Source organism: Thermoanaerobacter wiegelii Rt8.B1 (assembly GCF_000147695.2).
Taxonomy (GTDB): domain Bacteria; phylum Bacillota; class Thermoanaerobacteria; order Thermoanaerobacterales; family Thermoanaerobacteraceae; genus Thermoanaerobacter; species Thermoanaerobacter ethanolicus.
The window spans coordinates 2,477,538-2,498,585 of sequence record NC_015958.1; the positions used below are offsets into that span (position 1 = coordinate 2,477,538).

Genomic DNA, 21,048 nt, shown 5'->3' on the forward strand with positions numbered 1-21,048 from the left:
TTATATTATATCTATACCTCTAAGTCAATAGTTTTTTTATCCACTTTTGCAACTTCAAATGAAAATTCCATTTTCATAATTTAAGTTTTCCAAATTTATACACGACTGCCCCTTCTAAATTATCCCACTCACTAACGGTTATTTCTTTGAAACTCAGCATTTCTAATATAGTCAGTAATATAGCAGTTCCCGCAATTATTATATCAGCCCTTTGTGGCTGCAATCCAAAAATTTTTTTTCGTTCTTCCAATGTAACAGACATAAATTTATCTAAAATCCTTTTAATTTCTTCTTTTTTTAGCTGATAGCCATGGACTTTTTCTTGAGAATAAATTTCTAATTGCTGAGAAACTGCGGCAAGAGTTGTTATCGTTCCTCCTATGCCGATAACATTTTCAACCTCTTTGTACTTATCAATGGAATTTACCATTGTATCTATTATATGCAACCTGATTTCATCATATTCCTCAGTTGTAGGAGGATCGTTTTTAATAAATTTTTCAGTAAGCCTCACAGCCCCTATATCAAAACTTTCTTTTACAAATTCTCTACCTTTGTACGCTAATTCAGTACTTCCTCCTCCTATATCTAACACCAGAGCATCTTCCTTATTAACTCCCATCACCGCTCCGATGTATCCAAACAAGCTCTCTGTTTCCCCATCTATAATTTCTACCTCTAGCCCAAGTTTTCCAATTTGCTCAAAAAAAGCATCTTTATTTTTAGCATCCCTCATCGCAGATGTTGCAAAAGCATATATAACTTCTGCGCCTTCTTCTTGGGCCAATTTCACAAAGCGTTCAATCACTTCAATGCTTCTCTGTATCGCATTATTATTTAACTTCCCCGTTTTAGAAATTCCTTCCCCTAATCGAGTTATTTCAACGTCTTTTTGTATCTTGTTTATATTTTCATTATCTATGTCACATATAAGTTGGCGTATTGAATTTGTCCCTATATCAATCGCACAAATTCTCATAATAACCCCCAACTATCACAGGTAAAAACCCTTTATGAAAAATCTTCGGGCATAGCCCGAAGTTAATATCCATTGCTTCTTCTGTAGCCTGTGTTTCTTCTCTTGGAATCAAAATTCTTTCGCAGCTGTTGCTGTCTTTCGTCTGAATCCTTTAAAAACTTAAGCAATCTCTCTTCAAAAGAACTATTAGTATTATAATTCCTATTGCTCTGCCATACAAAATCCTTTGGATCTCTTTCTTTATTATTATTATTATTATTTTTAGGCAAAGCCTTTTTGATTGACAAACTTATTCTTCCATTAGCATCCATGGACAATATTTTTACTTTTACTTTATCATGCTCCTTCAAATGCTCCCTAATGTCTTTTACATAGGTATTAGCAACTTCCGAAATATGCACCAACCCAGTTTTTCCCTCTGGTAGCTGAATAAATGCTCCAAAGTCTGTGATGTTTAACACAGTGCCCTCAACAACATCTCCAACCTCAAATGGCATATAAATAAAGATCCTCCCTCTAAAAATTTTATTAATGAGTTCATTATATATTAAAATACAAAATATTTCAAGATAAATTTTTCGAAATCACTTTTTTGTCTCTTGTGTCTTAGTTTTTGAAATATCTACATAAATTATTTCTCCTTTTTTAACCAACCCCAATTTTTGCCTTGCCTCATTTTCAATAAAACTTTCACTATTTATCTGGTGAAGTAATTCATTTAAATACTTATTTTCTTTCATTACTGCAGCTTCTTTATTTTTCAAATCCCTATACCTATTATTAAGTTTCTCTAATGCAACTTGCTGCTGAAAAAAAGTAAATCCAATATATGCAATAAAGGCAAAAAACAATATCTTCTTTAGTTTTTTCACTCAAAACACCTACTTTCACAATGCGGATTAATCTATTATTTTTATTCGACATCTCTTTAAAAAATCCTCTATTTTTTCCTCTTAAAAATCTTAAAATAGGTTAAATTATTTTTTAGAAAAGCACCAGGCAAAGTTAAAATTTTTCTTGTAAACCTATAAGGAACAATAAAAAAATTGACTACTATTTTAACAGGGTATATAATAATTTCTGCCATCTTTTTTAAAAACTTTATTGTAAATTCATAAATTCCAATTAAAGCTTGGGTGATGAAATAACTTAGTAACACATAATAAAGAATAACTCCAATTGCAAATCCTAAAAAACTATAAAACCTGATTTCAACGTAATTGCTTATATACATAAAATAAAGCATAGTAATTGTCCCAAAAAGCCAAAATATAATATCGGCAATATTAGAAAAAGTTTTTTTAAGCCTAAAAACTTGCCTTGTCACTTTAAAAATATCGTATATAAATCCCAGCACAAAACCGCCATACACTGTAACTAAAAATGCATAAATTTGACTTTGTATGGTTATTACCATTTACATACCCTCCTTTTCTTGTTATATTATATTTATCCACTGCAACAAGAATGAAACTAAAATAGGGGCGATGCATCATGACAACAGTATATGTTTCCGGACATAAAAATCCAGATACCGATTCTATTTGCTCAGCTATTGCTTATGCCTATCTAAAGCGCATATCTGAAGGTATAAATGCTATACCTGTTAGATTAGGTCCTATAAACCGAGAGACAAAATTTGTATTAGACTATTTTGGAGTAGAAAAGCCTACTTTTATTGAAAATGTATATACCCAAGTACAAGACATTAAATTTGATAAATCTCTTGTTTTTAAAGAAAACACCTCCATGTTTGAAGCATGGAACGCTATGATGGAAAAAAACATTAGAACAATAGCAGTAGTAGATGAGGAGAACAAATTAATAGGAATTGCAACAGTAGGAGATTTGGCAAAGGCATATCTTTCCTCTTCTCATGAATTATCTAAATATAAAATTCCTATTGACAATATATTAGCTACTTTGAAAGGAGAAGAAATTTTAAGATATGTAGATTATCTTGAAGGCGACATTTTAGTAGCTGCAATGTCCAAAGAAAATGTGTTAAAAAGAATAAAAAAGGAGATATCTTAATCGTTGGAGACAGAGATGATATACAGCAAGCTGCAATTCAACAAGGAATAAAAGCTCTCATAATTACTGGCAATAACGGAATTTCAGAAAAAATTTTTGAACTAGCTAAACAATACAAAGTAACAATTATAAAAGTTGAACCAGATACTTTTGACACTGTTAAATTATTAAACCAAAGTATACCATTATCATATGTAATAAAAAAAGAAGACCTAGTAACATTTAGAGTCAGCGATTATATTGATGATGTAAAAGAAGTAATGTTAAAATATAGATACCGCAACTTTCCAGTTGTCGATGAAGAAGGAAAAGTTGTAGGACTACTTGCAAGGCGACATATTTTAGACTATGAAAGAAAAAATGTAATAATGGTAGACCACAATGAATTCTCTCAAGCAGTAGAAGGAATAGAACAAGCAAGAATATTAGAAATAATTGACCACCACAGGATTGGGACGATAGAAACCGAGCAGCCAATACTATTTAGAAACCATCCAGTAGGCTCTACTGCTACAATTATAAATCGAATTTTTGAGGAAAAAGGGCTAATCCCAGAATCGAAAATAGCGGGAATAATGTGCGCTGCTATTTTATCAGATACTCTTGTATTTAAATCCCCCACTTGCACACCAGAAGACGTAAGAGCAGCTAAGAAACTTGCAGAAATTGCTAACATAGACATAAATGAGTTTGGAACTGAAATGTTCAAAGCAGGTACCTCTTTAGAAGGGAAAACTGTTGAAGAAATATTTTATACAGATTTTAAAGAATTTACAATAAATAATTATAAAATTGGCATAGGTCAGGTGAATACTCTCACAGATGCAGGAAAATTAAAACAAGACCTAATAAATTTTATGGAAAAAGTAAAAAAAGATAAAGGTTATGATATTTTACTACTTATGCTTACAGACATAATAAACGAAGGATCTGAAATACTTTTTGTAGGAAATAATAAAGAATTGTTGGAAAGAGCCTTCAACGTACAAATAAAAAATAACAGTTTTTACCTCCCATATGTCATATCAAGAAAAAAACAAGTATTGCCACCTATTATTAAAGCGATAAACTCCCAATAAGTTTATCGCTTTAACTTTTCTATTATATCGCCAAAATTTCTAAAAGAAATATATGGAATATCATTTTCTTTGCAATATTTTTCTAAAACACCCTTTGCAAAAACCTCATCAGCATATTTCACAACACAAATATCTGAATATCCATCTCCTATATATACTACATAATACTCCTCATTTTTGTATCTATTCAATACTTCCAGCTTACACATACCACATTTGTTGCAATCCTTGCTCTTATATGGAAAATCCACTTTTATTTCTCCCTTATCAAACCAAAGCTTATTGCTATAAAACTCTACATTAAACCCATACTTGTCCATAATGGCCTTTATATTAAAGTCATATCCATCACTCACTATTACAACTTCATAATTCTTGACTTTGCAAAAATTTAAAAACTCCAAGAAATAATCATCTATCTCAATAGTGTAAAGCAAATCCAAAAGTTTCTTCTCGTTCATTTCCATAAGCTTTAATGTCTCAACTGCGCATTCTTCAGTAGACATTTCCCCCTTTTCCCATAATTCCTCATAATACTGCCAACCATCCTTTGCAAACTTATTCACCATCAAATCAACAGTATCTACTTTAGTAACAGTACCGTCAAAATCTACTAAAAAGACTTTCTTCAATTAAACTTCTCCCCCTTTATTTTATATTCAAAAGCCATTTTACAAATTTTATAGCCAAATCTTTGTGCTGTCCATTCGCAATAATTGTAACAATTTTATCATTATAGTCATATCCTAAATTTTTTAAATATTTATTATTCCATCCAACGTATATTCCGTAAGCACCTGGTTTTACCTCATTAGAGGGTTCCTCTACTTTTGCCACATTTAACCCTGATAAATTTAACTCCTTTATCTCATCCAATCGCAAAAAAGCACCTTGACTTGCCAATATATCAAAATTATTTTTATCTAAAATAATGACATCTATATCTTGCGCTCCCATTCTGGCCATTAATTTTTGAGTTGAGGCAGGGTCAAGAGTAAAATTGCCATTTGGATTTTTTACAAGCCCATAAAAATCAATAGAAGCTTGTTTTTTGCCTGAAGGATCGCCAATCAATTCTTTAGTAACCTCTTTGCTAAATTCATTTAACCTATCAAAGTCCATATATTTCCCCACGAAGGCAATATTCAATACATATTCTTTTCTATTTAAGACACTGCCTGTAAAAGCGCCTAATAGATAAATCACCAATATGCCTGTGATAATATGAACTTTATAATAGTCCCATATATATTCCACTTTTTCTTTTGTAGTCATGTTTCTAAACCAATTTTTTCTCTCCTCACTCATTTGTTTCACACCTCTCTACTTCCTTTGCGCAAAAATATCCAAATTTATTATAGCAATTAAACTTTTTAAAATCGAGTATATAAAACAAAATAAGCCGCAACATGCGACTTATCTAAACATTCTACTTATGAATCCCCCTGATTTTCCTATAAGGCCACTTTTGTCACTGTAATTTAAATTTACTATTTCTCCATCAATTGACACTTGTCCGTCATCAAGGTTCAATTTATTAATGTGAAGCCCTTGACCTCTTATTGTCAAAATTCCCAAATCCGTCTCCAATATTACGGTTTCTTCGTCAAAGCTTACAACATTTGTTACCCCAGAAATACTGATTTTTTCTCTATTTTCAATTGTAATATTATGAGGTTTCCCCGCTCTTAAAAAGTTCCTTTTATCTTCCATTTTAAACCTCCCCTCTTTTTAATTGACTATTATTATCTATGAATCTTGTACTCTTTTTAGAACAAAAAAATCCTCCAATAGGAGGACTTCAATCCCAAATCTTGACTATATTTATGCTTTTAAAGTAATAGTTTAGTATGTCTTTCGCCTTTTTCCCCTCTTTAGCCATTTGATAAGCTCCCCATTGAGACATTCCTACACCATGCCCAAACCCTCTTCCTTTTATCACTAATTTACTTCCATCATAGGAAACCTCATCCATCATGGTAGATTTTAGTTTTTCACTTCCAATTGCCATTCTAAAATCGGGAGCATTTACAGGAATCTTATCGAAAAGAAGGTTTATCGTCCTGCCTGAAGCTCCTTTTGTTCCTATTTTGACAGTTTTAAAGTCATTTATTCCAAGCCCCATTTTCTTTAACGCATTAATCACTTCACTTTTTGTAAAAGTAGCTGTCCAATGCTTTACATTAGCCGGTGCATCAGGACTATCATTTGACTTTACACTTACAATGTAAGGAGGTTCCGCCTTTTTATAATTAAGGCCTTCTTTAGCTAAAGCAGTTTGTCCTGCTGCATGAGAGTGAAACCATGCATTTATAAATTTTCCGTCATAGACAGCAACTACACCTCTTGTATCTTTTACTGCTTCTTTTATTTTAGAATTTATATTTGAAGGGTTCCAAGCTTGAGCCTCTTCAAAATCTGTTGATATATCAGCTCCTGGATATTTAGACTTTTTAGTGCTTACAAAATTTAAAACATATGTCCTTGCTAAAATCGCTTGTGCTTTTAAAGCCTCAATTGGCCAGTCATTCTTTATTTCTCCTGCCACCGTTCCTTCAACATACTTTTCTAGAGGCATTTTTTCTATTTTGCCCGTTTGCACAACATAAACTTTAAGAATAGGCTCTTTCTTCTCTCCTGCATTTATTTTGGCAGGTATTTTAGGTAGTTCCATTCGAGGCTTTTTTATTGGTTCAGGTTTTTTGACGGGCGGCTTGCAGGAAGTCATGGCAAATAACAAAGCTACTAACACCGCAATTAATTTCAGTATGTTCCTATACAATTAAAATCCCTCCTATACTTTTGTTTATAGTATTTGAGGGATTTTCACAAATCATTCATTCTTCTATCAATTTATACATTTTGTAAGCCTCGTCTTTTAAAGCATGTTCCTTTACATCTATAACCTCTATTTTGACAATTTTATTTCCAAAGCTTATCTCTATTATATCATGTTCTTTTACTTCGTCACTAGCTTTTGCCTGCTTGCCATTTATAAAAACTAATCCTTTGTCACAGGCCTCTTTTGCAATCGTACGCCTTTTGATAAGCCTTGAAACTTTCAAAAACTTATCAACTCTCATGTGCTTTTTACCCCCCCATGCAAAAGTAAGAAAATCAGGTCATAAAGACCTGATTTTCTTAAGAATTTACTAAATCCTTCAACGCTTTTCCTGCTTTGAAGATAGGAGCTTTTGAAGCAGGAATTGTTATTTCTTCTCTTGTCTGAGGATTTCTTCCTTTTCTTTCTGCTCTTTCTCTTACTTCAAATGTACCAAATCCTACTAATTGAACTTTGTCACCGTTTTTCAATGCTTCTTCTACTGCCTCGATGAAAGCATTCAACGCCTTTTCAGCATCCTTTTTTGTTAACTCACTTTTTTCTGCAATTTTCGCAACAAGATCTGCCTTATTCACAACAATACCTCCTTAGTTTTAAATATGTTTTACTCTTATTTATTCTTCACAAAATCGAAAAATCCTGCTAATATACGCTTATTTTTCATTTTTTTTATCAAATTTATTCATCTTTGCTTCATTCCATAGCTTATCCATGTCATCTAATGTCATTTCATCCAATTTTTGTCCATTTTTTGCTGCAGTTTTTTCTATGTATTCAAATCGCTTTATAAATTTTTCCACTGTGTTGTGAGTTGCGCTTTCTGGTTCTACATCTAAAAATCTAGCTACATTTACCACTGCAAAAATTAAATCTCCAACTTCCTCAATAATCTTTTCTTTATCTTTCCCTTTATACACCTCCTTTAATTCTTCTAACTCCTCATAAACTTTAGAAATTGCATCCTCAACCCTCTCCCAATCAAAACCCACCTTTGCTGCTTTTTCCTGGACCTTATAACTTCTGATAAGAGCAGGCATATGCTTTGGCACATCTTTTAAAACTTCCGTATAAGAATTTAAATCCTTCTCTTCTCTCTTCAACTCATCCCATTTTTCTAATACGGCTTTAGAAGTTTTTAATTCTACGGTCCCAAAAACGTGAGGATGCCTCCAAATCATCTTTTTGCATATGCCATCTACTACATCGCAAAAATTGAATGTTCCCCTCTCCTTTGCAATTTGTGAATGGAATACAACTTGTAAAAGCACATCTCCTAACTCTTCTGCCATCTTATCCTCAGATTCTTTCTCAATCGCATCAATTAACTCATAACTCTCTTCCACCAAATATTTTTCAAGGCTTTGATGAGTCTGCTCTTTATCCCATGGACATCCCTTTTCACTTCTTAAAATTCTCATTATCTCTAAAAGGTCATATATGTCATACTTTTCTTGAAAAATTTTTTGAACAGGAGGAATATATAGCGAAGTAAGATAATCGATCCAATCAATTCTATCAATCATATAAAGTGGCATCGTTTCTATCACTTGTCTACCATTAATTCCTGCATTTTTTATTAAAATTACAAGATAATTATCGCCATATATTTCTGACAGCTTTAATTTCGCTTCTGAGGCGACAAATTTATCATATATTTGCACTACTATATTATGGCATCTTTTATCCGGCTTTTGAGTATCTAAAGATAAAGCGTCGATTATTTTCAACCCATAAATAGGGTCAATTTTTAAATCGCTTATAATTGCATCAATAAAAGAAACAGCTGGTATAACTTCTACTGATATATCGGCACAGTCTTTGCAAAAGTTTAATATGTACTCTACTGATTTTTCTGCAACATGGGGATGCCCCGGCACAGCATATACCACATTTCGATATTTTCTTGCTATATCTATTATTTCCCGAGCAATATTTTCATAAACTTCCTCAAAAGTCATACTTTTTTCGTATATTTTATCAAAAGTTTCAAAAATAATTTCTTGCTCTTTAAGATATGAAACAATAGGATGTTTTTCGGTCCTCAAAAAGACTTTATCAGCTCTTTTCATCTTTTCCAATACTCCTACTGTAATAGTATCTGGTGAGCCCGGTCCTAATCCTACAATAAATAGTTTATTCACAAAAACCACCTCTAACATTAAAATGTACAAATAATATTATATCACTTATCATAATTTTTATATAATTAAATTTACTCTGTACAAATCTGTTGAAAAAGTTGCCAAATTAAATTATAATATATTTTAGCATCTGCATTAAGGAGTGGTATTACATGGATACGGTAGAATTAGGCAAAAGAATCAGGGAAGAAAGAAAAAGGCAATTTTTAAAACAAGGAGATTTATCAGGGGATGAATTTTCAAAGGGCTATATAAGTCTTATAGAAAAAGGTAAGATAAGCCCTTCCTTGAAAGCTTTAAATTTCATAGCTCAAAAGTTAAATAAGCCAGTTGTGTATTTTTTAGATGAGGATTATGTCGAAAAAGAAGAATTAAAAAAAGAACTTGCAAAATACAAAAATATTTTAGAAAAGTTCTTAACTGCTCAAAAAGCTTTTGATAACAAAAATTATGAGGAAGCTATTAAATTATACATCGATATTTTAGACAATGCAATAGATGAGTATTCAACAAATTTGATAAATTTTTACCTAGCCAAATCTTATTTTGCTATCAAAGACTATACAAAAGTTCTTGAAATTTTAGATAAAATATCTCCATATTTTGAAAAAAGCTCATTGACTGAAATTATAGTAGAAATGCATTACATGAAAGGATTGTGTTTGGGCAATCTGCAAAAATTTCAATCATCATTGGAAAATTATTTAAAAGCTTTAGATGGTTTTGAAAAATACTCTTTAAAACACACACAATTGAAATCCCGCATACTTTATAGTATAGCAAATTTATACAGTAAAATGGGAGAATTTATTAAAGCAAGAGATTATTATATGAAATGCCTTGAATATTCTACTCAAATTAAAGCAGTAGATTTTATTGCTTTGTCAAATAATGGACTAGGACTTGTAAATCACGAGCTTAAACAATATAAGGATGCTTTAAAATATATAAGGCGTGCTATTCTGATAAGTAAAACCCTAAACTTAAAAGAAGATATTGCTAATGAATACAATTATTTAGGTTTTGTATATACAGATTTAAAAAAGTATGATATTGCAGAAAAATATTTTGTAAAGAGCTATTCGATGTATAAAGATTTAGGAAATGAAAGAGGAATGGCATACAATCTCACAGAAATCGGAAGAATTTACTATTTAAAAGAAGATTATCCCAAAGCATTAGAATATTTAAATCAATCTTTAGAAATCGTAACAAAACTAGGGGAAGAAGAAGAAATGGGTAGAATTTATACGATATTAGGAAATTTACATTTAAAGCAAGGCCAGTTCGAATTAAGTGAAAAAGAACTTTTAAAATCTGTAGAAATACTCAAAACCCTTGGCCTTAAAAAGGACTTGTCCGAAGCCTATAAAGGATTGGGAAATCTATATATTGCCCTAAATAATCCAGAAGAAGCTAAAAAATATTTTAATCAATCAATAGAGCTGTTATATGAAAATTAATAGCAAGGAGAAAAATAAATGAATACAGTGGAAAAATTAGAATATTCTTTTCCTGCTCTTAAACACAGAAATTTTAGGCTCTTCTGGTTTGGACAAATGATTTCCCTTATAGGCACATGGATGCAAAATATAGGCCAAGGTTGGCTAGTTCTTAAACTGACAAATTCGTCTTTTTTATTGGGGCTAGTAAGTGCTGTTCAGTTTTTACCTGTGATGCTTTTTTCTCTATTCGCAGGCGTTGTAATAGATAGATTCCCAAAGAGAAAACTAATTTTATTTACACAGTCAAGTTTTGCAATTTCTGCCTTTATCTTGGCCACTTTGACTGCTTTAAAGATAATAAATTATTGGGAAATCTTGGCTTTGGCTTTGTTTAATGGCTTTTTGAATACAATAGATATGCCAGCAAGGCAATCTTTCATCATTGACTTAGTGGGCAAAAAAGATTTAATGAATGCCATTGCTTTAAACTCTGCAGTGTTTAACGCAGCAAGAATAGTAGGACCAGCAATTGCAGGAATATTAATTGGCAAATTAGGATATGCTGTATGTTTTTATTTAAATTCTGCAAGCTTTATTGCTGTAATAATAGGACTCATATTAATTACCGTAGAAGGAATAACGCCAAAAACTAATGATGTCAAAGCAAAGATTTTTGATGACTTAAAGGACGGGTTAATATACATCAAAAATACTCCAATTATACTCACCACGATACTCATGATTGCAATTTTAAGCACTTTCTCAATGAATTTCAATGTATTAGTTCCCGTTTTTACTAAAGATGTACTTCACAGAGAAGCTACTGGTTATGGTATGCTTATGTCAGCAATGGGAACAGGAGCACTAATTGGAGCATTGGTACTGGCTTCAATAAGCAGAAGAGGAGTAAAACCCGTTTATTTGTTTGGCGGTGGCATAGGTCTTGGAATTTTTCAAATCCTCATAGGAATACAGAGTAATTATCTATTAACAGCTTTGCTTTTAGCTTTAGCAGGGTGGTCTATGATAACTTTTAGTTCCTCCGCAAACACTACTATACAAATTAACTCTGCAGATGAATTCAGAGGAAGAGTAATGAGTGTTTATTCTTTGGTTTTTGGTGGAGTAACACCTATAGGCTCATTGTATGCTGGTACATTATCTCAAAAGTTTGGCTCCCACATAACTTTTATAGTAAGTGGAATAATCGCCCTTTCGTATACACTTTATGTCTTAGTGTTTCAATATAAAAAAGTGTATAAAGTATAATGTTTTTCCCATTCTAATTTTTTTCTACTCTTCCTCATATATCCTTTTTGCCTCTTTAAATATTTCAATAGCCCTTGGAAGAAGCCCATTGACATAAGCAATTAAAATCCCATAATTTACGATAGGTATTTTTTTCTCTTTAGCGTAAGAAATCCTATAAAGCATCTCTCTTCTATTTAGCATACAAGCTCCACAATGAACAATTAAACTGTAAGATTCCAAATCCGCAGGAAATGTCATACCACTAGACCAGCTAAATTGCAAATTCTTTCCTGTTTTTTGCCTTAGCCAACGAGGTATTTTAACTGTTCCTATATCATCTTCTTGTCTGTGGTGGGTACACCCTTCTGCAATTAAAACTTTATCGCCCTCCTTTAATTTTTCGATAACTCTTACCCCTTTTACAAGCTCCTCTAAATCTCCTTTATATCGGGCAAAAAGTATTGAAAATGAAGTGAGAGGTATGTCAGGAGGAACAATAGCACCAACCTTATTAAAAACTTGTGAATCTGTAATAACTAAAGAAGGCTTATTATTTATGCTTTTTAATGCTTTGTCCAATTCTGTATCTTTTACTACTAGTGCTATACCGCCAGTGTCAAGAATGTCCCTTATAGTTTGTTGCTGGGGAAGTATAAGCCTCCCCTTTGGAGCTGCTTTATCAATAGGCACAACTAAAATCACTAAATCACCAGTTTTTATCAAATCCCCTACCAATTTTATACTATCATCGCTTGGTGCTTTTTTTATTATCATCATTTTGAGTTCTTCTATTCCTTCTTTGTTTCTAGCAGAAACTTCTATCAGTTTTAGATTTAATCTTTTTTCCCATTCTTTTTTTTGTAATTGTGAATAATTTGACAAATCTTTTTTATTAATAACCCCTACAACTGGGATGTTTTTCTCCGTTATTATCTGTAAAATCTTTTCCTCAAATTCTGTAACTCCTTCTGTACCATCAATCACAAGAATAGCGAGGTCTGTTTTATTTAGAACTTCATAGGTCTTTTTTACTCTCAGCTCTCCAAGAGGCCCTACATCATCTAATCCTGCAGTATCAATAATTACCACTGGTCCGATTGGAAGTATCTCCATAGCTTTTGAGACAGGGTCAGTAGTAGTGCCTGCAATATCAGACACAAGAGCCACTTCTTGATTTGTTAAAGCATTAATGAGACTTGATTTTCCCGCATTTCTTCTACCGAAAAGCGCAATATGAAGTCTAGATGAGGTAGGCGTAGTATTCATATTTAAATCTCCCTTCATAAAAAATAACCTATATAATGAATAATACAAATCAGGGAGTTTGTCAATAATTTATCTATCTTTTAAAGGCAACTCAATAGTGAAAACACTACCTTTTCCTACCTCGCTTTCTACAGTAATAGTCCCTTTGTGTTCTTCAATTATCTTTTTAGAAATAGCAAGTCCCAATCCTGTGCCACTGTATTTATTATTTTTACCTCTATAAAATTTATCAAATATATATTTTATTTCCTCTTGCGGAATTCCTTGTCCCTGGTCTTCAATCCTTATTACAGCTTTTTTGTCCTTTATGTCAAGAAACACCTTAACATATTTTCCTCTACTACAAGCTTTTATTCCATTGTCAATTATATTCACTAATACTTGTTTTAATCGATTTACATCCCCATTTATGACAACCCTATCAATCTTTTTTTTGCAAATTAAATTTACTCCATCATTGCTAGCATGAGGTCTTAAAATTGCGACTGTATCCTCTATCAATTTATCTAACTCTACTTCTTCAAAACTTAGTTTAATCTTATTTAATTCTATCTTAGAAAAATCCAAAAGTTCATCCACTAAACGAGAAAGCCTATCTGTTTCTTCATCAATAATGTTCAAATACTCATATAGTTCACTATTTTTTTCTACCAAATCCATCGCAGTTATCGCGAATCCTTTTATGGAAGTAAGAGGTGTTTTTAATTCGTGAGAAATATTGCTTATAAATTCATTTTTCATCTCTTCTAACTGTCCCAATTCTTCGGCCATTTTGTTAAAAGAATCCGCAAGTATTCCTATTTCGTCATTTGAAGTTTTCTCCGCTCTCACTTTAAAATTGCCCTTTGCCATTTCCTGAGTTGCCTTTTTTACCATTTCAAGAGGTTTTGTTAATTCATTTGCTATAAAAAATCCTATTATCAACGCAACTAAAGAAGACACTGTCAAAACAAGCGCTAAAAATAAAACCAGTCTTTTTATTATGTTGGAAACTTCCTCCAAAGAGGAAGAAAGCCTCAAAATTGCCACATAATTTAATTTGTTTTTTATAGGAACCGAAACGTGTAAAACTCTTTCATTATTGATTTTTTCTGTATAAACTCCACTTTCTCCAGAAATAGCTTGTATGACATCCGGGGTGAGTATTTTGATAGGGACAGGAGTAGATGAAAGTGTGGAATCTCCTAAAAGCATACCTTCCATATTTAAAACCTGAACTTGAGCATTAGTATCTGTAGCAAGCTTTTTAACTACATCTTGGCTTATTGTATATATATCTGCATCAATGTAGCTGTCAAACACACGAGAAAAAGAAGTGCCCTGAGAAGTTAATATCTCAATTATATTGTCAATATAATATTTTTCAAGAGTTAAAGTAGATATGACTCCGAAAAAAATTATTATCATTGTAATCAATAAAATATATGAAATGGTAAGTTTAATCTTTATACTCATTTAGTTTCCCCCAAAATAGTACCCAACTCCCCATTGGGTATGTATATATTTCGGCTGGTCAGGATTTACTTCAATTTTCTCCCTCAATCTTCGTATATGTACGTCCAAAGTTTTCGTATCTTCGATAAAAGAATCGCCCCATATAGAAGCAATAAGTTCCTCTCTCTTTACAACTTTTTTCCTATTTGTCATCAACATCTTTAAAATCTGAAATTCTCTCGGAGTAAGAAAAACCTCCTTTCCTCTTACAAAAGCCTTATTCTGGATCAAGTCCAATTTTATTTCATCATATTCCAACAAATTGATGCTTTTACTTGAAGCATTAAATTCATAAACCCTTCTTATAACCGCTCTTACTCTGGCGACAAGTTCTCTCGGGTTAAAAGGTTTTGTTATATAGTCATCTGCTCCTAGCTCTAAACCCAAGATTTTATCCACATCCTGGCTTTTGGCTGTCAAGATAACTACTGGAGTATTCACTTTCATAGCTCTTATCTTTTTCAAAAGTTCAAAACCACTTATGTCTGGAAGCATTATGTCCAACACTATAACAGAAAACCTTTCCCTTTCTAATAAATAAAGTGCCCTCTCACCCTCATGCACTATTTCAGTCTCGTAGTATTTATCCAAATTTATTTTTACAAATTTAGCTATATTAACATCGTCTTCAATTACCAATATTTTGTGCATTTTACCACCTCCTCACCATTATATTATCATACTTTTATAAAAATTAACAATTGTATTTTTCAATTGTCCGATATTTGTAACTCAATTTATAAAAAATTTTTCCCTCCCTCTTGAAACTTAAAAAATTTTAATGTATTATAAATATAAAAGATAATATATTTCCGTTAAAATATATTATCTTCTGAAACTTAATTTTAATTTTACACTTTTACATAGAAGGAGGAATAAAAATGGCTGATTTATATGGAGTTTACAAATGTGAAAAATGTGGAAATATAGTAGAAGTGCTTCACGAAGGGGTTGGCACTTTAGTCTGCTGTGGTGAACCAATGGTAAAAATGCAAGAAAAAACAGGAGATACAGGCACAGAAAAGCACACACCTGTTATTGAAAGAAATGGAAATATTGTAACAGTAAAAGTAGGAAGTATACCTCACCCAATGGAAGAAAAGCATTGGATTGAATGGATTTCTCTCTTAGCTGATGGGGTATACATGAGAAAAGTATTAAAACCAGGTGAAAAGCCTGAAGCAGTTTTTGTAACAGATGCAAAAGATTTAAAAGCGTGGTCCTACTGCAATTTGCACGGTCTATGGAAATCTGAATGAAAATAAGGGCAAAAAGCCCTTATTTCAGTTTGTTGACAAAGTTAAAAAATATTCAAAGGAGATATTTTGCATCGTCGCTCCGATATTCCAAAGCGACAAAACTAAAGCTCGACCTTCGGGCTCCGGCAGGGTACCGGGCACAATCGGCCTCCTTGCCTCAGGTGCCCGCCTTCGCCATCCATGGCTTCGGCCCTGCCTCCACCCTCGGTCTTGCTAAGTTTTGTTACCGCTTTGTAACAAGTCGCTCCCTATGCAAAATATCTCCTTTACGAAAGTTTGTCTACAGTCTGAAATAAGGGCAAAAAGCCCTTATTTTTTACTCTCTAACTTATACCTCTCTAATTCTTTTTCTGTCAAAGAATATTTATTAAGCACCATTAAGCTTAGTATAATTATAGCACCTGCTAAAGGCCCACAAAGCTGTAAACCAAGCGGATTTTCTGCATTATACCCAAAAATCTTAAATAAAAGTGGAGTTACAAGAGAAGAAATCCCTATTACTATTTTTATTATAAATCCCTGAGCTCCAAAAAACATTCCCTCTCTTCTTTGCCCTGTCTTAATCCCATCCAATTCCGCTATATCAGCAATCATTGCATTAGGTACTACAAAGAATACAGAAAGCGGTATACCAGCTAATAAAATGATAATTATAGAAACTGTTTTATTAAAAACAGTCCCAAAAAGTCCAGTAAGAGTTAAAATGAAAGCAAATATTATAGAAAACACCATAAGAAGTTTTTTCTTTCCGTATAATAGTGTAAGCTTCGGCACAAAGAAGCTAAACAAAACTGCCACAACAAATGCACCTGCAATCATAAAGCCAGAATCTTCAGCCGGAGTCTTTAAAAGCACCTCAGTTATATAAGGCATTGCTATAGTCAAGGTATTTATGCCAAACCACAAAGCTGTTGCTGCAGTAAGGTAATACATAAAATCTGCATTTGCCAAAGTCATCTTAATAGAAGTAAACATCCCCACTGTAGGTATATTTTCTTCCTCTATTTTTTCTTCTTTTACAAAAATAGGCGTAAGCATTAAAGTAATAAAAGCAAAGATTCCTAATATAATACCCATAACTTTAAAATTAAAAATGCTAATTAAAATTCCTGACCCTGCTTCTGCTACCATAACACCTATAATCTGCGTTATCCCTTGCATCATAGTAAGTATAATTCTTTCTTTTGCATCTTTAGTTATTTCAGGTATGAGAGCAAGATACGGCGCCACAACTGCAGTAAAAGACACAAAAAATAAACTTAATACAAAAGTGAGATAAACAAAATTTACTATTGACACCTCAGAAACAGGAGGAAACCATATCATTATAAAAGAAATCATCAAAACAGGTGAGCCAAATAGCACAAAAGGTATTCTCCTGCCCATTTTGGTATTTAATTTGTCAGAATAATAAGCAACTATTGGGTCAGATATGCCGTCAAATATTCTCGCAACTATCATAGAAAAACCTATAAGGCTTATTGGTACAAGCATTTTAAGCCCCTGTGTATTAAATGCTGGAGGAGTGTAATAGTATTGATACCATTTTACCGCAGTCTGTGTAAATATGGAAATTCCTAAATACCCCAAAGAATACATAAAAAGCACAAAAAATCTATTATTTTTCATCTTTTACCCTCCTAAAATTCTCATACACCTTTTCATAATAATCCTTCTCAAATTCCTCATTCACATCTTTAAAGTATTCCGCTTTTTCCCTTACTTCATATAGCCTTTCAATGTCTAAATCGGAAGTTACGACATAATCACCTTCATAATGAGGCGCAATTGCAATTATTCCATCTTCATTTTCAGTCATATCAATGGGAGCAAAAATAGCTGCTTTACCTGTAAAGTGAATTCCTCCTATCCATCCGTTTAAAGAAGCTTTTGCACCATAAACGTACGACTCCTGTACCCTTGGCCATATTCCCCTTAAAGCTCTCCAGAAATTGTACTCCTCCATATTGGCAATAGGCAGTATTACAATTTCCGCCCCCTTTTCAAAAGCCATTCTAAAGGTCTCAAAATATGTGGCATCCATACAAACAGGGCATGCAATCTTACCTATATCAAGAGAAAATACTTTAAGTTCCTCATCCCTCTTTATACCAATCTTCTCTTCAAAATCTGTCAAATGAATTTTCTTCTGCCTTCCTAAAATCTCCCCTTCTCTTGATATTAACGTGCCACCATTGTACAAATTGCCATTTTCAGTGATAATATAACTTCCTGTGTAAATATAAATTCCATACCTTTTAGCAAAATCCCTCATTATCTTCTCATAAGCCTCTTGATAAGCTTTTGATATAGATTTAAATATAACTTTGAGTAATCCTTCTCCTCCACCACCTTCGCTATTTGAAACCTCTTCACTTTTTGCCTTTTTATTTAGAAAATTATTTAGCTTGCCAAATCCGGGAATAAGCCCTAACAAATCAAAAAAATTGTATTCAGGAAAGGCTACTATATCACTTCCTTTTAATGCTGCCTCTTCTACAAATTTTCTCATCCTTTCGGCATATTCTTCAAAAGAATTTGTAACTTTTATTTCCCTCTCCACACATGCGACCCTTACTTTCCCTTTTTTCTTTAAAATAAAATTTCCTCTTGAAAACCCATGTAATCTTCTTAAATAGTTATTAACTTTTTTCTCAGACATTTTGCTTTCAAAAACAATCTCTAAAATGTTTTTCATATCAATCACCTAAAAATCCCTTTATAGGAGTTTATATTAAGTTGTTTTATCACATCAAATTTAGAAATAGCTTTTTGTCTCTCTACCTCATTAAGTTCCGCAATTATTATATTAGAATCTACTTCCTTGGCAAGAAAACCATCATCGTCTTTTGTCATCTCTAAAGGAGCATGTATAGCTGCCTCTGAATAAAAGTTATTTTCTTTATACTCTCCTTTAAATCCACTTTCAATTGCAAAAAACAAATTTTGCTGCACATTTTGCCATACCCCTGCTATCTGCCTTGCAAAATTTCTCTGTCCTTTTATTGCAACAGGTGAAAGCACCAGATTGACACCTTTTAAAGCCGCATATCTTGAAACCTGAGGATAAAACACATCAGTAGAAAGAATTATGCTAATTTTATATCCCTTTATATCTGCAATTTTAAGAGCCGTATCTCTTGATAATCCTAATTCTCTCTCCCACCTTGCAAGGTATAACTGCCTTTGAAATAGTTTAATCTCTCCATTTAACATTACAAAAGAAGAATGATATACTTTTCCGTCGTGGTTTTCAAAATAACTTCCCGGATTTATAGCTATGTCTTTATACCTCAATGAAAAATCCCTAATTCTTTCTATAAAATCCCCTTCAAAATCACATACCTCTCCAGTAAGAGCGGGAAAAACCACAAGGTCAACTGCCTTTTCCTCGCATTCTCTTAAAACCTCCTCATATTTTCTTATACAGCTTCCGCTATCACCCCTTTTAAAAACTGCTGCAGCTACTCTCATAAAACTCACTCCTCAAAAAGTATTCTATAAAGAGCCATTGCAAGATATCCTGAACCAGTTGCAAAACCAACTCCTGTCTTTGCTTCCCCTGTATCTTTGTCAAAACTCTCTGCTAAAAGCCCATAATCCATATTTGCCATCTTAAGCCACTTCAAAGCTTCCTCCCTCATTAAGGGATTTAATAGGCTACCACAAAGCCCTAAACCTGAGGGTGTATTGGGATGATGGTCACAGGCAAGCTCTTTTATTTTTGCATCTTCAAAATAATATTTGTATTTTCGAGAGTAATAGTAATCAATTGTATTTTTAAATACTTCATTTTGATAGTCTACAAAGTCATAATAATACATAAGCCCTAAATTGCCGGGTGGGTCATTGTAGAGTTTATGATTCCCTTCTCCATCAGTAGACCAAGCAAAAATCCTCTTACCTTCTACCTCTGTCACAAGGTATTTGTATATTCCATTGTAAATGCCGTCTATCTTTTTCTGAAGCATATCCGCCTTTTTATACCAGTTAAGCTTTAAGTAAAGATTCTTTAAGTTTATAAACCCTCTCCAGAGTATTACATTGTCTATCGTAACAAAGGGGTACTCTGAAGGGTCGTCAGAGGGAAGCAAGAAAGTTTTATAAAGTCCTATCCTACTGTCATATTCTTCCTCAATTCGGCTGTATACAGCTTCTAATGCCTTTACAAGCTCTATATCATCTAAATCCACATCCATATTCTCAAGTAGTATAAAATAGCTGGCAGCCTCATCCAACTCAAATCCGGGATATAAAACCGTTCCATCTATATAATGGGCATGTGCCCCTGCATTTTTACTGTGTCTTAAAATCATCTCCCTTGCAATGTAATCGTGAAAGCTTTTATCAATAATTTTTACAGCAGGAAAAGACCATAAAAAACTATCCCTTTCCCAAAAGGCTCCTGAGACATAATATCTTGGACTTCTTGATGTTAATGCAATATAATTGTCGGATTCCATGTCTTTTCCTATAGAGAAAAAGTAGTTAAAAAATAGGTTTTTGTTCAATAAACTTTCTAAATCATTATCTTGAGAATATTTTATATACTTATTTTTAAGCCAGTTGTAAAACTCTTTATATATATTTTTAAATCCTTTTCTTTTTAAATGAATTAAAGTAGTTGAAGCCCCATCCATATCGGAGTTTACACTTATATAAAAACAGTTTGTCCCATTAGTTTTCGATTTAAGTAATATTTTTTCATTCTTTTCCTCATAATCAAAATCTTTTTCTCCACCAAAAGCAAGTGAAAAAGCTATATTATAAGAATAAATGTTTAAAGCAGGGTTTTTAAGCCATTTGTCAATTTTAAATTCTTTTTTAAATTCTATTTCATGAGAGTTAAATCTTAAAAAGAACAGTTTATCAAGATTTACTTCTAAATAAACTTCTATTTCTTCAGAGCTTTCAAATTCATATACAAAGCCTTTTTCCTTGATATCTGCATAGATTTTTATTATTACAAAATCCCCGTTTGAAAAATACAGTTTAACATTAGGTATGTAATAAAGCTCTTCTGATACTTCACTTTTTACAATTTCAAGTTTTTCACCTTTTTTATAAAATACAGGTTTAAACAAAGCTTCTTCTCCAGAAAGCTCCACAAGTCCTTTATTTGAAAGAGAAACAATATTTAAATTTTTTATTGAAGCCTTCTCTACATCTATCTCAGGTAAACTTATATAGTGATTTCCCGCATACAGCACTCTAACATTTTTATCAATCTCATGAGGCCTTGTTATGATTTTATTCAC

21 protein-coding genes and 1 pseudogene are annotated in these 21,048 nt (G+C 32.5%); 4 read left to right on the top strand and 18 right to left on the bottom strand.

The features are described from left to right. Nucleotides 1-73: 73 nt before the first annotated feature. The 4 genes from THEWI_RS12215 to yabQ all read right to left on the bottom strand — a co-directional run bounded on the left by THEWI_RS12215 (nt 74) and on the right by yabQ (nt 2,396). Nucleotides 74-979 carry a Ppx/GppA phosphatase family protein gene (locus THEWI_RS12215; RefSeq protein WP_014063603.1) on the bottom strand — a complete coding sequence of 302 codons (906 nt, stop codon included), beginning with the start codon at nt 977-979 and terminating at the stop codon, nt 74-76. A gap of 62 nt (nt 980-1,041) precedes the next feature. After that, nucleotides 1,042-1,476 (bottom strand): S1 domain-containing RNA-binding protein, encoded by a 435-nt coding sequence (locus THEWI_RS12220; RefSeq protein ID WP_014063604.1) that lies wholly within the window; start codon nt 1,474-1,476, stop codon nt 1,042-1,044. Nucleotides 1,477-1,563: 87 nt separating this feature from the next. After that, nucleotides 1,564-1,851 (bottom strand): FtsB family cell division protein, encoded by a 288-nt coding sequence (locus tag THEWI_RS12225; RefSeq protein WP_003871163.1) that lies wholly within the window; start codon nt 1,849-1,851, stop codon nt 1,564-1,566. A gap of 68 nt (nt 1,852-1,919) precedes the next feature. Continuing rightward, on the bottom strand, nt 1,920-2,396 hold the full coding sequence (gene yabQ, locus THEWI_RS12230; RefSeq protein ID WP_014063605.1) for a spore cortex biosynthesis protein YabQ: 477 nt from the start codon (nt 2,394-2,396) through the stop codon (nt 1,920-1,922). A 77-nt stretch (nt 2,397-2,473) separates the two neighbouring features. On the opposite strand from yabQ, the pseudogene THEWI_RS12235 reads away from it, so the two are divergent. Further along, nucleotides 2,474-4,092, top strand: a pseudogene (locus tag THEWI_RS12235) (putative manganese-dependent inorganic diphosphatase). A gap of 2 nt (nt 4,093-4,094) precedes the next feature. Here THEWI_RS12235 and THEWI_RS12240 read toward each other — a convergent pair. The 7 genes from THEWI_RS12240 to yabN all read right to left on the bottom strand — a co-directional run bounded on the left by THEWI_RS12240 (nt 4,095) and on the right by yabN (nt 9,075). Further along, nucleotides 4,095-4,724 carry an MtnX-like HAD-IB family phosphatase gene (locus tag THEWI_RS12240; RefSeq protein WP_014063607.1) on the bottom strand — a complete coding sequence of 210 codons (630 nt, stop codon included), beginning with the start codon at nt 4,722-4,724 and terminating at the stop codon, nt 4,095-4,097. Between the two features lie 16 nt (nt 4,725-4,740). After that, nucleotides 4,741-5,400: an extracellular solute-binding protein gene (locus THEWI_RS12245; protein ID WP_014063608.1), complete on the bottom strand. Its 660-nt coding sequence runs from the start codon at nt 5,398-5,400 to the stop codon at nt 4,741-4,743. A gap of 108 nt (nt 5,401-5,508) precedes the next feature. Continuing rightward, entirely contained in the window at nt 5,509-5,805 is a 297-nt protein-coding gene (gene yabP, locus THEWI_RS12250) for a sporulation protein YabP (RefSeq protein ID WP_003871168.1), read from the bottom strand. Between the two features lie 88 nt (nt 5,806-5,893). Beyond that, nucleotides 5,894-6,874 carry a SpoIID/LytB domain-containing protein gene (locus tag THEWI_RS12255; RefSeq protein WP_014063609.1) on the bottom strand — a complete coding sequence of 327 codons (981 nt, stop codon included), beginning with the start codon at nt 6,872-6,874 and terminating at the stop codon, nt 5,894-5,896. A gap of 55 nt (nt 6,875-6,929) precedes the next feature. After that, nucleotides 6,930-7,175 carry an RNA-binding S4 domain-containing protein gene (locus tag THEWI_RS12260; protein WP_006569704.1) on the bottom strand — a complete coding sequence of 82 codons (246 nt, stop codon included), beginning with the start codon at nt 7,173-7,175 and terminating at the stop codon, nt 6,930-6,932. Between the two features lie 58 nt (nt 7,176-7,233). Beyond that, a complete protein-coding gene (locus THEWI_RS12265; protein ID WP_003869740.1) occupies nt 7,234-7,509 on the bottom strand; it encodes an HU family DNA-binding protein in 276 nt (91 codons plus the stop codon). A gap of 78 nt (nt 7,510-7,587) precedes the next feature. Further along, on the bottom strand, nt 7,588-9,075 hold the full coding sequence (gene yabN / locus THEWI_RS12270) for a bifunctional methyltransferase/pyrophosphohydrolase YabN (RefSeq protein ID WP_014063610.1): 1,488 nt from the start codon (nt 9,073-9,075) through the stop codon (nt 7,588-7,590). Between the two features lie 152 nt (nt 9,076-9,227). Here yabN and THEWI_RS12275 point away from each other — a divergent pair, with 152 nt between their 5' ends. Together THEWI_RS12275 and THEWI_RS12280 are read left to right on the top strand one after the other, a co-directional pair. Further along, nucleotides 9,228-10,538 (top strand): helix-turn-helix domain-containing protein, encoded by a 1,311-nt coding sequence (locus THEWI_RS12275; RefSeq protein ID WP_014063611.1) that lies wholly within the window; start codon nt 9,228-9,230, stop codon nt 10,536-10,538. 18 nt (nt 10,539-10,556) lie between these two features. Beyond that, complete coding sequence (locus THEWI_RS12280) at nt 10,557-11,789, top strand: MFS transporter (protein WP_014063612.1); 1,233 nt, start codon at nt 10,557-10,559, stop codon at nt 11,787-11,789. A gap of 24 nt (nt 11,790-11,813) precedes the next feature. On the opposite strand, the gene hydF is transcribed toward THEWI_RS12280, so the two are convergent. The 3 genes from hydF to THEWI_RS12295 form a co-directional block, all read right to left on the bottom strand. Next, nucleotides 11,814-13,037 carry a [FeFe] hydrogenase H-cluster maturation GTPase HydF gene (gene hydF / locus THEWI_RS12285; protein WP_003869736.1) on the bottom strand — a complete coding sequence of 408 codons (1,224 nt, stop codon included), beginning with the start codon at nt 13,035-13,037 and terminating at the stop codon, nt 11,814-11,816. A gap of 69 nt (nt 13,038-13,106) precedes the next feature. Beyond that, nucleotides 13,107-14,492 (bottom strand): sensor histidine kinase, encoded by a 1,386-nt coding sequence (locus tag THEWI_RS12290; protein WP_014063613.1) that lies wholly within the window; start codon nt 14,490-14,492, stop codon nt 13,107-13,109. Next, nucleotides 14,493-15,182 (bottom strand): response regulator transcription factor, encoded by a 690-nt coding sequence (locus THEWI_RS12295; protein WP_014063614.1) that lies wholly within the window; start codon nt 15,180-15,182, stop codon nt 14,493-14,495. It abuts the gene before it with no gap. 230 nt (nt 15,183-15,412) lie between these two features. Between THEWI_RS12295 and THEWI_RS12300 the strand changes: the two genes are divergently transcribed. Further along, nucleotides 15,413-15,790 (top strand): desulfoferrodoxin, encoded by a 378-nt coding sequence (locus THEWI_RS12300; protein WP_003869733.1) that lies wholly within the window; start codon nt 15,413-15,415, stop codon nt 15,788-15,790. A gap of 309 nt (nt 15,791-16,099) precedes the next feature. Here THEWI_RS12300 and THEWI_RS12305 read toward each other — a convergent pair whose 3' ends face one another. The 4 genes from THEWI_RS12305 to THEWI_RS12320 are packed head-to-tail and all read right to left on the bottom strand — an operon-like array spanning nt 16,100 to nt 21,048. Next, complete coding sequence (locus tag THEWI_RS12305; protein WP_014063615.1) at nt 16,100-17,419, bottom strand: MFS transporter; 1,320 nt, start codon at nt 17,417-17,419, stop codon at nt 16,100-16,102. Continuing rightward, complete coding sequence (locus THEWI_RS12310) at nt 17,409-18,488, bottom strand: nitrilase-related carbon-nitrogen hydrolase (RefSeq protein ID WP_014063616.1); 1,080 nt, start codon at nt 18,486-18,488, stop codon at nt 17,409-17,411. Before THEWI_RS12310 ends, THEWI_RS12305 begins: the two co-directional genes overlap by 11 nt. 5 nt (nt 18,489-18,493) lie before the next feature. Then, nucleotides 18,494-19,264, bottom strand: a complete 771-nt coding sequence (locus THEWI_RS12315; protein ID WP_014063617.1) for a carbon-nitrogen hydrolase family protein — start codon at nt 19,262-19,264, stop codon at nt 18,494-18,496. Between the two features lie 5 nt (nt 19,265-19,269). Then, entirely contained in the window at nt 19,270-21,048 is a 1,779-nt protein-coding gene (locus tag THEWI_RS12320) for a glycoside hydrolase family 125 protein (protein WP_014063618.1), read from the bottom strand.

Coding starts and splice junctions, on each gene's coding strand:
- THEWI_RS12290 (WP_014063613.1), bottom strand. CDS start 14,492: ATGAGTATAAAGATTAAACTTACCATTTCATATATTTTATTGATTACA.
- THEWI_RS12280 (WP_014063612.1), top strand. CDS start 10,557: ATGAATACAGTGGAAAAATTAGAATATTCTTTTCCTGCTCTTAAACAC.
- THEWI_RS12300 (WP_003869733.1), top strand. CDS start 15,413: ATGGCTGATTTATATGGAGTTTACAAATGTGAAAAATGTGGAAATATA.
- THEWI_RS12275 (WP_014063611.1), top strand. CDS start 9,228: ATGGATACGGTAGAATTAGGCAAAAGAATCAGGGAAGAAAGAAAAAGG.
- hydF (WP_003869736.1), bottom strand. CDS start 13,037: ATGAATACTACGCCTACCTCATCTAGACTTCATATTGCGCTTTTCGGT.
- THEWI_RS12315 (WP_014063617.1), bottom strand. CDS start 19,264: ATGAGAGTAGCTGCAGCAGTTTTTAAAAGGGGTGATAGCGGAAGCTGT.
- THEWI_RS12220 (WP_014063604.1), bottom strand. CDS start 1,476: ATGCCATTTGAGGTTGGAGATGTTGTTGAGGGCACTGTGTTAAACATC.
- THEWI_RS12305 (WP_014063615.1), bottom strand. CDS start 17,419: ATGAAAAATAATAGATTTTTTGTGCTTTTTATGTATTCTTTGGGGTAT.
- THEWI_RS12245 (WP_014063608.1), bottom strand. CDS start 5,400: ATGAGTGAGGAGAGAAAAAATTGGTTTAGAAACATGACTACAAAAGAA.
- THEWI_RS12260 (WP_006569704.1), bottom strand. CDS start 7,175: ATGAGAGTTGATAAGTTTTTGAAAGTTTCAAGGCTTATCAAAAGGCGT.
- THEWI_RS12295 (WP_014063614.1), bottom strand. CDS start 15,182: ATGCACAAAATATTGGTAATTGAAGACGATGTTAATATAGCTAAATTT.
- THEWI_RS12215 (WP_014063603.1), bottom strand. CDS start 979: ATGAGAATTTGTGCGATTGATATAGGGACAAATTCAATACGCCAACTT.
- yabP (WP_003871168.1), bottom strand. CDS start 5,805: ATGGAAGATAAAAGGAACTTTTTAAGAGCGGGGAAACCTCATAATATT.
- yabQ (WP_014063605.1), bottom strand. CDS start 2,396: ATGGTAATAACCATACAAAGTCAAATTTATGCATTTTTAGTTACAGTG.
- THEWI_RS12310 (WP_014063616.1), bottom strand. CDS start 18,488: ATGAAAAACATTTTAGAGATTGTTTTTGAAAGCAAAATGTCTGAGAAA.